At 48.7% G+C, this 12,749-nt stretch carries 9 protein-coding genes; all 9 read left to right on the top strand.

The window, feature by feature from the left end; all coding sequences use genetic code 11:
- Positions 1-959: 959 nt before the first annotated feature.
- The 9 genes from tdcA to cyuA all read left to right on the top strand — a co-directional run bounded on the left by tdcA (position 960) and on the right by cyuA (position 12,686).
- Positions 960-1,898, top strand: coding sequence for a transcriptional regulator TdcA (tdcA, locus tag A1SC_RS09125; protein WP_000104220.1), 939 nt, complete (start codon positions 960-962; stop codon positions 1,896-1,898).
- A 98-nt stretch (positions 1,899-1,996) separates the two neighbouring features.
- Positions 1,997-2,986: a bifunctional threonine ammonia-lyase/L-serine ammonia-lyase TdcB gene (tdcB, locus tag A1SC_RS09130; protein ID WP_000548354.1), complete on the top strand. Its 990-nt coding sequence runs from the start codon at positions 1,997-1,999 to the stop codon at positions 2,984-2,986.
- 21 nt (positions 2,987-3,007) lie between these two features.
- Entirely contained in the window at positions 3,008-4,339 is a 1,332-nt protein-coding gene (gene tdcC / locus A1SC_RS09135) for a threonine/serine transporter TdcC (protein ID WP_000107717.1), read from the top strand.
- A 25-nt stretch (positions 4,340-4,364) separates the two neighbouring features.
- Complete coding sequence (gene tdcD, locus A1SC_RS09140) at positions 4,365-5,573, top strand: propionate kinase (RefSeq protein ID WP_010379154.1); 1,209 nt, start codon at positions 4,365-4,367, stop codon at positions 5,571-5,573.
- A gap of 33 nt (positions 5,574-5,606) precedes the next feature.
- Positions 5,607-7,901, top strand: coding sequence for a 2-ketobutyrate formate-lyase/pyruvate formate-lyase (tdcE, locus tag A1SC_RS09145; protein WP_001517141.1), 2,295 nt, complete (start codon positions 5,607-5,609; stop codon positions 7,899-7,901).
- Between the two features lie 13 nt (positions 7,902-7,914).
- On the top strand, positions 7,915-8,304 hold the full coding sequence (locus tag A1SC_RS09150; protein WP_000719985.1) for an enamine/imine deaminase: 390 nt from the start codon (positions 7,915-7,917) through the stop codon (positions 8,302-8,304).
- A gap of 69 nt (positions 8,305-8,373) precedes the next feature.
- Complete coding sequence (gene tdcG / locus A1SC_RS09155; protein ID WP_000622150.1) at positions 8,374-9,738, top strand: L-serine ammonia-lyase; 1,365 nt, start codon at positions 8,374-8,376, stop codon at positions 9,736-9,738.
- Between the two features lie 278 nt (positions 9,739-10,016).
- Positions 10,017-11,348 carry an SLC5/6 family protein gene (locus A1SC_RS09160; protein ID WP_000401606.1) on the top strand — a complete coding sequence of 444 codons (1,332 nt, stop codon included), beginning with the start codon at positions 10,017-10,019 and terminating at the stop codon, positions 11,346-11,348.
- Between the two features lie 27 nt (positions 11,349-11,375).
- On the top strand, positions 11,376-12,686 hold the full coding sequence (gene cyuA, locus A1SC_RS09165; protein ID WP_000483437.1) for a cysteine desulfidase: 1,311 nt from the start codon (positions 11,376-11,378) through the stop codon (positions 12,684-12,686).
- Positions 12,687-12,749 lie beyond the last annotated feature (63 nt).

Here is a 12,749-nt window from a genome sequence, read left to right as displayed (position 1 = left end):
GGCGGGCAGGAAGATGAATGACTGTCCACGACGCTATACCCAAAAGAACGCGGCTTATCGGTCAGTTTCACCTGATTTAACAAAGCCCGTCAGTGCAAGCTGGCGGGTTTTTGCTTTTTGGGGCGGGCAGGAAGATGAATGACTGTCCACGACGCTATACCCAAAAGAACGCGGCTTATCGGTCAGTTTCACCTGATTTAACAAAGCCCGTCAGTGCAAGCTGGCGGGTTTTTGCTTTTTTGGGAGGGCGGGAAGATGAATGACTGTCCACGACGCTATACCCAAAAGAACGCGGCCTGTTGGTTTAATATAAACACTCTTTTTAGCCATCCTGTGGTCTATGCTGATAACTTACTTCGAATAGCAATTATTAGTTTTGTGATCCTCAACACAAAATGCTATTCGGTAACCGTAAAACAAGAATAAATCATGGGAAACGATTGCGTTCACAAAATGACGTCCTGCCATTGAGAGGAAAAGTGACGTTAATCAATTGTTTTATTTGTTTAATATATGTTTATTGGGTTTTAAGTCTTTGCTATGATCAATGTTTCATCTTCAACAAATGGCGCAAAAAAATGTGATGTGCCGCATTATTTATCTATGAAAACGATTTATTTATAATAAAATTTGATAACTTGCTCATTAAATTTAACTTAAAATTCGTCTGCGAAATACACGGTAATTGATTGAAATATCGTCTAAGCGCATTTTCTAATAAGAAAAATCAAGCGTGTTGTTATCGCCATAAAATATGGTTATCCCCCCTTATTTTTTTGATAAAAGTCAGGCTTTGTGTTGATTTTTATTGTCTAACTCATTGATACTAAATGGATATATCGCTTTAAGGATTTACCTGGAAAACTATTGAAAGTTAATTTGTGAGTGGTCGCACATATCCTGTTCATTCCATTTTGATACAATTCATTCCGTCAATGAGGTAATTAACGCAGGTTGTTATGAGCACTATTCTTCTTCCTAAAACGCAACACCTGGTAGTCTTTCAGGAAGTCATCAGAAGTGGCTCTATTGGATCGGCTGCAAAAGAATTAGGGTTAACTCAACCAGCGGTAAGTAAAATCATTAACGATATTGAAGATTATTTTGGCGTTGAATTAGTCGTTCGGAAAAATACCGGCGTAACGCTGACACCTGCTGGTCAATTGTTGCTCTCTCGTTCCGAATCCATTACCCGCGAAATGAAAAATATGGTTAATGAGATTAGCGGTATGTCCACTGAGGCTGTAGTGGAAGTCTCATTTGGTTTTCCATCGCTGATTGGCTTTACCTTTATGTCCGGGATGATCAACAAATTCAAAGAGGTGTTCCCGAAAGCGCAGGTCTCAATGTATGAAGCGCAACTGTCTTCGTTCTTACCGGCTATCCGCGATGGGCGCCTGGATTTTGCGATAGGTACGTTAAGTGCAGAAATGAAGCTTCAGGATTTGCATGTTGAGCCGCTGTTCGAATCAGAATTCGTGCTGGTTGCCGGTAAGTCCCGAACATGCACCGGCACCACCACGCTGGAGTCTTTGAAGAACGAACAGTGGGTGTTGCCACAAACGAATATGGGATACTACAGCGAGCTACTCACCACGCTACAAAGAAATGGCATCAGTATTGAAAACATCGTTAAAACCGACTCGGTCGTCACCATTTATAATCTTGTTCTCAATGCTGATTTCTTAACCGTTATTCCCTGCGATATGACTTCACCTTTTGGTTCTAATCAATTTATTACTATTCCGGTTGAGGAAACGTTGCCGGTGGCACGATATGCCGCAGTATGGTCAAAAAATTATCGTATCAAAAAAGCAGCATCAGTTTTGGTGGAATTAGCTAAAGAGTATTCATCTTATAATGGGTGTCGACGAAGGCAATTAATAGAAGTTGGTTAGTTATTTGTTTTTTATTTAAACATGAATAATCCACCTGTATTTTTACAGGTGTTGGTTACGGTTACCTACAAATTTAATTCAGGCGAAGAGGTTTTATAATGCATATTACATACGATCTGCCGGTTGCTATTGATGACATTATTGAAGCAAAACAACGTCTGGCTGGGCGAATTTATAAAACAGGCATGCCTCGCTCTAACTACTTTAGTGAACGTTGCAAAGGTGAAATATTCCTGAAGTTTGAAAACATGCAGCGTACTGGTTCATTTAAAATTCGAGGTGCATTTAATAAATTAAGCTCCTTAACCGATGCCGAGAAACGCAAGGGGGTAGTGGCCTGTTCGGCGGGCAACCATGCACAAGGGGTTTCGCTTTCCTGTGCGATGCTGGGGATTGATGGTAAAGTCGTGATGCCGAAAGGCGCGCCAAAATCCAAAGTTGCGGCAACGTGTGACTACTCCGCTGAAGTCGTACTGCATGGCGATAACTTCAACGATACCATCGCCAAAGTAAGTGAAATTGTCGAAACGGAAGGTCGCATCTTTATTCCCCCTTATGATGATCCGAAAGTCATTGCCGGTCAGGGAACGATTGGTCTGGAAATTATGGAAGATCTCTATGATGTCGATAACGTAATTGTACCAATTGGCGGTGGTGGTTTAATTGCCGGTATTGCAGTGGCGATTAAATCTATTAACCCAACTATCCGTGTTATTGGTGTGCAGTCAGAAAACGTTCACGGTATGGCGGCTTCTTTCCACTCGGGAGAAATAACCACGCACCGAACTACCGGCACCCTGGCGGATGGTTGTGATGTCGCTCGCCCGGGTAATTTAACTTACGAAATCGTTCGTGAATTAGTCGATGATATCGTGCTGGTTAGCGAAGACGAAATCAGAAACAGTATGATTGCCTTAATTCAGCGCAATAAAGTCGTCACCGAAGGCGCGGGCGCTCTGGCATGTGCTGCATTATTAAGCGGTAAATTAGACCAATATATTCAAAACAGAAAAACCGTCAGTATTATTTCCGGCGGTAATATCGATCTTTCCCGCGTCTCTCAAATCACCGGTTTCGTTGGCGCTTAATTAATTCGTTGAGGATAGGATATGAGTACTTCAGATAGCATTGTATCCAGCCAGACAAAACAATCGTCATGGCGTAAATCAGATACCACATGGACGTTAGGTTTGTTTGGCACGGCAATCGGCGCCGGGGTGCTGTTCTTCCCTATCCGCGCAGGTTTTGGCGGACTAATTCCGATTCTGCTGATGTTGGTATTGGCATACCCAATCGCGTTTTATTGTCACCGGGCGCTGGCGCGTCTGTGCCTTTCCGGCTCTAACCCTTCCGGCAACATTACGGAAACGGTGGAAGAGCATTTTGGTAAAACCGGCGGCGTGGTCATTACGTTCCTGTATTTCTTCGCGATTTGCCCACTGCTGTGGATTTATGGCGTTACCATTACCAACACCTTTATGACTTTCTGGGAAAACCAGCTCGGCTTTGCGCCACTGAATCGCGGCTTTGTGGCGCTGTTCCTGCTGCTGTTGATGGCCTTCGTCATCTGGTTTGGTAAGGATCTGATGGTTAAAGTAATGAGCTACCTGGTATGGCCGTTTATCGCCAGCCTGGTGCTGATTTCTCTGTCGCTGATCCCTTACTGGAACTCTGCGGTTATCGATCAAGTTGATCTCGGTGCGCTGTCGTTAACGGGTCATGATGGCATTCTGATCACCGTCTGGTTGGGGATTTCCATTATGGTCTTCTCCTTTAACTTCTCGCCAATCGTCTCTTCCTTCGTGGTTTCTAAACGTGAAGAGTATGAGAAAGATTTTGGACGCGACTTCACCGAGCGTAAATGTTCACAAATTATCTCTCGCGCCAGCATGTTGATGGTTGCGGTAGTGATGTTCTTCGCCTTTAGCTGCCTGTTTACACTTTCTCCGGCGAATATGGCGGAAGCGAAAGCGCAGAATATTCCGGTACTTTCTTATCTGGCTAACCACTTTGCGTCCATGACCGGCACCAAAACGACGTTCGCTATTACGCTGGAATATGCGGCTTCCATCATCGCACTGGTGGCTATCTTCAAATCTTTCTTCGGTCACTATTTGGGGACGCTGGAAGGTCTGAACGGTCTGATTCTGAAGTTCGGTTATAAAGGTGACAAAACCAAAGTGTCGCTGGGTAAACTGAATACTATCAGCATGATCTTCATCATGGGCTCTACCTGGGTTGTCGCCTACGCCAACCCGAACATTCTGGACCTGATTGAAGCGATGGGTGCGCCGATTATTGCCTCACTGCTGTGCCTGTTGCCGATGTACGCCATTCGTAAAGCGCCGTCTCTGGCGAAATACCGTGGTCGTCTGGATAACGTGTTTGTCACCGTGATTGGTCTGCTGACCATCCTGAACATCGTATACAAACTGTTTTAATCTGTAACTCAGGATGAGAAAAGAGATGAATGAATATCCGGTTGTTTTAGTTATTAACTGTGGTTCGTCTTCAATTAAGTTTTCTGTGCTGGATACCTCAGACTGTGAAGTATTAATGTCAGGTATTGCCGATGGTATTAACTCGGAAAATGCATTCTTATCCGTAAATGGAGGAGAGCCAGCACCGCTGGCTCACCACAGCTACGAAGGTGCATTGAAGGCAATTGCATTTGAACTGGAAAAACGGAATTTAAATGACAGAGTGGCCTTAATTGGCCACCGTATCGCCCACGGCGGCAGTATTTTTACCGAGTCCGCCATTATTACCGATGAGGTCATTGATAATATCCGCCGTGTTTCCCCGCTTGCGCCGCTGCATAATTACGCCAATTTAAGTGGTATTGAATCGGCACAGCAATTATTTCCAGGTGTAACTCAGGTGGCGGTATTTGATACCAGCTTCCATCAGACAATGGCTCCAGAGGCTTATTTATATGGCCTGCCGTGGAAATATTACGAAGAGCTTGGCGTGCGTCGTTATGGCTTCCACGGAACCTCGCACCGCTACGTTTCTCAGCGCGCCTATTCGCTGCTGGATCTGGCGGAAGATGACTCCGGTCTGGTGGTCGCGCATCTTGGCAATGGTGCATCTATCTGTGCAGTTCGCAATGGTCAGAGCGTGGATACCTCAATGGGAATGACGCCGCTGGAAGGGTTGATGATGGGCACGCGCAGTGGTGATGTTGACTTCGGTGCGATGTCCTGGGTGGCGAGTCAAACCAACCAGAGCCTGGGCGACCTGGAACGCGTGGTAAATAAAGAGTCGGGATTATTAGGTATTTCCGGTCTTTCTTCCGACTTGCGCGTACTGGAAAAAGCCTGGCATGAAGGCCATGAGCGTGCACAACTGGCAATTAAAACCTTTGTTCACCGAATTGCCCGCCATATTGCCGGACACGCTGCCTCATTACATCGCCTGGATGGAATTATATTCACCGGTGGAATAGGGGAGAACTCAAGTTTAATTCGTCGTTTGGTTATGGAACATTTAGCTGTATTAGGAGTAGAGATTGATACAGAAATGAATAATCGATCTAACTCTTACGGTGAACGAATTATTTCCAGTGAAAATGCGAGCGTAATTTGCGCCGTTATTCCGACCAACGAAGAAAAAATGATTGCCTTAGATGCGATTCATTTAGGCAAAGTAAACGCCCCCGCAGAATTTGCATAATTTAGTTGAAGTATTGTAGAGAGATTATTTTTCATGAAGGTAGATATCGATACCAGCGATAAGCTGTACGCCGACGCATGGCTTGGCTTTAAAGGTACGGACTGGAAAAACGAAATTAATGTCCGCGATTTTATTCAACACAACTATACACCTTATGAAGGGGATGAATCTTTCCTTGCCGAAGCAACGCCTGCAACCACGGCGTTGTGGGAAAAAGTAATGGAGGGCATTCGTATCGAAAACGCGACTCACGCGCCGTTAGATTTCGATACCAATATTGCCACCACCATTACCGCTCATGATGCGGGATATATTGATCAGCCGCTGGAAAAAATAGTGGGTCTGCAAACGGATGCGCCGTTAAAACGCGCGCTGCATCCGTTCGGTGGCATTAATATGATTAAAAGTTCATTCCACGCGTATGGCCGTGAAATGGACAGCGAATTTGAGTACATCTTTACCGATCTGCGTAAAACCCATAACCAGGGTGTATTTGATGTTTATTCACCGGATATGCTGCGCTGCCGTAAATCTGGGGTACTGACCGGTTTGCCGGACGGTTATGGTCGCGGACGTATTATCGGAGACTATCGCCGCGTGGCGTTGTACGGCATCAGCTATCTGGTGCGTGAACGCGAACTGCAATTTGCCGATCTTCAGTCTCGTCTGGAAAAAGGCGAAGATCTGGAAGCCACTATCCGTCTGCGTGAAGAACTGGCAGAACATCGTCGTGCGCTGTTACAGATTCAGGAAATGGCAGCGAAATATGGCTTTGACATTTCCCGTCCGGCGCAAAATGCGCAGGAAGCGGTGCAATGGCTCTATTTCGCCTACCTGGCGGCGGTGAAATCGCAAAACGGTGGTGCGATGTCTCTTGGTCGTACCGCGTCGTTCCTCGATATCTACATTGAACGCGACTTTAAAGCCGGTGTGCTCAATGAGCAGCAGGCGCAGGAACTGATCGACCACTTCATTATGAAGATCCGCATGGTGCGCTTCTTGCGTACACCAGAATTTGATTCGCTGTTCTCCGGCGATCCAATCTGGGCTACGGAAGTGATCGGCGGGATGGGGCTGGATGGTCGCACACTGGTGACCAAAAACTCCTTCCGTTATCTGCATACCCTGCACACTATGGGGCCAGCACCGGAACCTAACCTGACTATTCTGTGGTCGGAAGCGCTGCCGATTGCCTTCAAAAAATATGCGGCGCAAGTGTCTATCGTCACCTCTTCCTTGCAGTATGAAAACGACGATCTGATGCGCACTGACTTCAACAGCGATGATTACGCGATTGCCTGCTGCGTCAGCCCAATGGTGATTGGTAAGCAGATGCAGTTCTTCGGCGCACGCGCTAACCTGGCGAAAACATTGCTGTATGCAATCAACGGCGGGATGGACGAGAAGCTGAAGATTCAGGTGGGCCCGAAAATGGCTCCGCTGATGGACGACGTGCTGGACTACGACAAAGTGATGGATAACCTCGACCACTTCATGGACTGGCTGGCGGTGCAGTACATCAGCGCGCTGAACCTCATCCACTACATGCATGACAAGTACAGCTACGAAGCCTCGCTGATGGCACTGCACGATCGTGATGTTTATCGCACGATGGCATGCGGGATTGCTGGCTTGTCGGTGGCGACGGACTCCTTGTCCGCAATTAAATATGCTCGCGTGAAACCGATTCGTGACGAAAACGGTCTGGCGGTGGACTTCGAAATTGACGGTGAATATCCGCAGTACGGCAACAACGACGAGCGCGTAGACAGTATTGCCTGCGACCTGGTTGAACGCTTTATGAAGAAAATTAAAGCGCTACCAACCTATCGTAACGCCGTGCCGACCCAGTCGATTCTGACGATCACCTCAAACGTCGTGTACGGACAGAAGACAGGTAACACGCCGGACGGTCGTCGTGCGGGTACTCCGTTTGCCCCTGGCGCTAACCCGATGCACGGTCGTGACCGCAAAGGGGCCGTGGCTTCACTGACCTCTGTGGCGAAACTGCCGTTCACCTACGCCAAAGACGGTATTTCGTACACCTTCTCAATTGTCCCTGCGGCGTTGGGCAAAGAAGATCCGGTACGCAAAACCAACCTTGTCGGTCTGCTGGATGGCTATTTCCACCACGAAGCGGATATCGAAGGCGGTCAACATCTCAACGTCAACGTTATGAACCGGGAAATGTTGTTGGATGCCATCGAGCACCCGGAAAAATACCCTAACCTGACAATCCGTGTCTCTGGCTACGCTGTGCGCTTCAACGCGCTGACCCGTGAACAGCAACAGGATGTGATTTCACGTACCTTTACCCAGGCGCTCTGACGCCGGAGGATGTATGAAAAAAATTATCGAAACGCAACGTGCCCCGGGTGCAATCGGCCCTTATGTTCAGGGTGTGGATTTAGGCAGCATGGTCTTCACTTCCGGGCAAATTCCGGTTTGCCCGCAGAGCGGCGAGATCCCGGCTGATGTGAAAGATCAGGCACGTTTAAGCCTGCAAAACGTCAAAGAGATTGTTGTCGCTGCCGGTTTGTCCGTGGGCGATATCGTCAAGATGACGGTATTTATCACCGATCTGAACGACTTCGCCACCATCAATGAAGTCTATAAGCAGTTCTTTGATGAGCATCAGGCGACCTACCCGACCCGTAGCTGCGTGCAGGTCGCGCGTTTGCCGAAAGATGTGAAGCTGGAAATCGAAGCTATCGCAGTACGTAGCGTGTAAAGCCCGGAGTGGGGCGGCCGCAGAGTCGTCCCACTCCTCTTCACAGAGTGGCAATCCGAGAGTGTGGTTATGATTAGTGCATTCGATATTTTCAAAATTGGTATTGGTCCCTCCAGTTCGCATACCGTGGGGCCAATGAATGCTGGAAAAAGTTTTATCGATCGGCTGGTAAGTAGTGGTTTATTAACCGCAACGAGCCACATTGTGGTCGATCTTTACGGGTCGTTGTCACTGACGGGCAAAGGCCATGCCACGGATATCGCTATCATCATGGGACTGGCAGGGAACAGTCCGCAGGATGTTGTTATTGATGAGATCCCTGCATTTATTGAACTTGTGACGCGCAGTAGTCGACTCCCGGTGGCGGCAGGCGCACATGTGGTTGATTTTCCTGTAGCAAAAAACATTATTTTTCATCCGGAAATGTTGCCGCGTCATGAGAACGGAATGCGGATTACTGCCTGGAAAGGGCAGAAAGAACTCTTAAGCAAAACCTATTATTCTGTCGGCGGCGGTTTTATTGTTGAAGACGAACACTTCGGCCTGACGCATGATGTCGAAATGCCAGTACCTTATGACTTCCATTCGGCAGGCGAACTGCTGAAAATGTGTGATTACAATGGGCTGTCTATTTCTGGTCTGATGATGCAAAACGAACTGGCGTTGCGCAGCAAAGCGGAAATTGACGCTGGTTTTGCGCGTATCTGGCAGGTGATGTCTGACGGTATTGAACGCGGCATGAACACCGAAGGCGTATTGCCTGGCCCGCTCAATGTCCCACGCCGGTCGGTGGCGCTGCGCCGCTTGCTGCTTTCTAGTGACAATATCTCTAACGATCCAATGAATGTGATCGACTGGATCAATATGTTTGCTCTGGCGGTCAGTGAAGAAAACGCCGCTGGTGGACGTGTAGTGACGGCACCCACTAACGGCGCTTGCGGTATTATTCCGGCGGTGCTGGCCTATTACGATAAATTCCGCCGTCCGCTCAATGAGCGCTCTATCGCTCGTTTTCTGCTGGCGGCTGGTGCTATCGGCGCGCTATATAAAATGAATGCCTCCATTTCCGGTGCGGAAGTGGGGTGTCAGGGGGAAATTGGCGTGGCCTGTTCGATGGCAGCGGCAGGGCTAACCGAACTGCTGGGCGGTAGCCCGGCTCAGGTGTGTAATGCGGCGGAAATCGCCATGGAGCATAACCTTGGGCTGACCTGCGATCCGGTAGCCGGGCAGGTGCAAATTCCGTGTATTGAGCGGAATGCGATTAATGCCGTGAAAGCGGTGAACGCAGCGCGGATGGCGATGCAGCGTACCTCTGCACCACGTGTTTCGCTCGATAAAGTGATCGAGACGATGTATGAGACTGGCAAAGATATGAACGATAAATACCGCGAAACTTCACGCGGAGGACTGGCTATTAAAGTGGTCTGCGGCTGACATTGTTGTCAGCTTTCATCCTTGGATGCACAAAATGTGCACCCTTTTTTATTGTGATCTGCCGCAAATAGAGAATAACCATTTCCTATTTATCGATTTGGTAGAAAATTATTATCCATCACCGTTATTTCAAAGTCTTGATTGTGAAGATTTTCTCTGACCTCACGCGTATCATTTCTTTATTCTAATAACTCGCCTGCAAAAAACGTAGACCGCATATCGCCTTGATGCGGCTCGGAAAAAAATAATAAGCCCTACAAAATATTGAGCGAGAAATTATGGAAATTGCATCGAATAAAGGCGTTATTGCAGACGCTTCGACCCCGGCGGGTCGTGCCGGAATGAGCGAAAGTGAGTGGCGTGAAGCAATCAAATTCGACAGTACCGACACCGGTTGGGTGATTATGAGTATTGGGATGGCGATTGGCGCGGGGATTGTTTTTCTCCCGGTGCAGGTCGGTTTGATGGGATTGTGGGTATTTTTGCTCTCATCAGTGATTGGTTACCCGGCAATGTATCTGTTTCAGCGGTTGTTTATTAATACGCTGGCCGAATCGCCGGAGTGTAAAGATTATCCGAGCGTCATCAGTGGCTATTTAGGCAAAAACTGGGGCATCCTGTTAGGTGCACTTTATTTCGTGATGCTGGTGATCTGGATGTTCGTCTATTCCACCGCCATCACCAACGATAGTGCCTCCTATCTGCATACTTTTGGCGTGACCGAAAGCGTGCTGTCAGACAATCCGTTTTATGGACTGGTACTGATTTGTATTCTGGTGGCGATCTCCTCACGCGGCGAGAAACTGTTATTCAAAATTTCAACCGGCATGGTGCTGACCAAACTGTTGGTAGTCGCGGCATTAGGCGTGTCGATGGTCGGAATGTGGCATCTGTATAACGTGGGTTCGCTGCCGCCGCTGGGGCTGCTGGTGAAAAACGCGATTATTACGCTGCCGTTTACTCTGACCTCAATCCTGTTTATTCAGACTTTAAGCCCGATGGTGATTTCCTATCGCTCGCGGGAAAAATCGATTGAAGTGGCGCGACATAAAGCGCTACGGGCAATGAACATTGCATTTGGCATTTTGTTCGTCACTGTCTTTTTCTATGCCGTGTCGTTCACCCTGGCGATGGGACATGACGAAGCGGTAAAAGCCTATGAGCAGAATATTTCTGCCCTGGCGATTGCCGCGCAGTTTATTAGCGGTGATGGCGCAGCGTGGGTAAAAGTGGTCAGCGTCATTCTCAATATCTTTGCCGTAATGACCGCGTTCTTTGGCGTCTATTTAGGCTTTCGCGAAGCCACGCAAGGGATAGTAATGAACATCCTGCGCCGCAAGATACCAGCCGAGAAGATTAACGAAAATCTCGTCCAGCGCGGCATCATGATTTTCGCTATTTTACTGGCCTGGAGCGCCATCGTACTGAACGCGCCGGTGTTGAGCTTCACCTCTATCTGTAGCCCGATTTTCGGCATGGTGGGGTGCCTGATCCCGGCGTGGCTGGTTTACAAAGTACCGGCATTGCACAAATACAAAGGTGCCTCTCTGTACCTGATTATCGTCACCGGTTTGTTGCTCTGTGTTTCACCGTTCCTGGCATTTTCTTGATTTACCTGAAATTTTAAGGTTTTTATTATGTTTAATTCGACTTTAAATCCGTTATGGCAGCGTTACATCCTCGCAGTACAGGAGGAGGTAAAACCGGCGCTGGGATGTACTGAACCTATTTCACTGGCGCTGGCAGCGGCGGTTGCTGCGGCAGAACTGGAAGGTCCGGTTGAACGTGTAGAAGCCTGGGTTTCGCCAAATCTGATGAAGAACGGTCTGGGGGTCACCGTTCCCGGTACGGGAATGGTGGGGCTGCCGATTGCAGCGGCGCTGGGAGCGTTAGGCGGAAATGCCAAAGCTGGGCTGGAAGTGCTGAAAGATGCGACAGCACAGGCGATTGCCGATGCCAAAGCGTTGCTGGCGGCGGGAAAAGTGTCGGTTAAGATCCAGGAGCCTTGCGATGAAATCCTCTTCTCTCGCGCCAAAGTCTGGAGTGGTGAGAAGTGGGCTTGTGTCACCATCGTCGGCGGACATACCAACATTGTGCATATTGAGACGCACAATGGCGTGGTGTTTACTCAACAGGCGTGTGTGGCCGAGGGCGAGCAAGAGTCGCCGCTGGCGGTGCTGTCTAATACGACGCTGGCAGAGATCCTGAAGTTCGTCAATGAAGTGCCGTTTGAGGCGATTCGCTTTATTCTCGATTCTGCGAAGTTAAATTGCGCATTATCGCAGGAAGGTTTAAGCGGTAACTGGGGGTTGCATATTGGCGCGACGCTGGAAAAACAGTGTGCACGCGGTTTGCTGGCGAAAGATCTCTCTTCGTCAATTGTGATTCGTACCAGCGCGGCATCTGATGCGCGTATGGGCGGCGCAACGCTTCCGGCGATGAGTAACTCGGGTTCTGGTAATCAGGGGATCACCGCGACAATGCCTGTGGTAGTGGTAGCGGAACACTTCGGTGCTGATGATGAGCGTCTGGCGCGCGCGTTGATGCTTTCGCATTTGAGCGCGATTTACATCCATAACCAGTTGCCGCGATTGTCTGCGCTGTGTGCTGCAACGACGGCAGCAATGGGGGCCGCCGCCGGGATGGCATGGCTGGTGGATGGGCGTTATGAAACGATCTCAATGGCGATCAGCAGTATGATCGGTGATGTTAGCGGTATGATTTGCGATGGCGCATCGAACAGTTGTGCTATGAAGGTTTCGACCAGTGCTTCGGCAGCATGGAAAGCGGTGTTAATGGCGCTGGATGATACTGCCGTGACCGGCAATGAAGGCATTGTGGCGCATGATGTTGAGCAGTCGATTGCCAATCTGTGTGCGCTGGCAAGCCATTCGATGCAGCAAACGGATCGGCAGATTATCGAGATTATGGCGAGCAAGGCCAGATAAGCGCCGGATTTCGGATGTCATACCTGATGCCGGATGCGATGCTGGCGCATCTTATCCGGCCTG

Origin of the sequence: Escherichia sp. KTE52, from assembly GCF_000408325.1 — a bacterium.
GTDB classification, from domain to species: domain Bacteria; phylum Pseudomonadota; class Gammaproteobacteria; order Enterobacterales; family Enterobacteriaceae; genus Escherichia; species Escherichia marmotae.
This window is presented reverse-complemented; position numbering and strand designations above follow the sequence as displayed.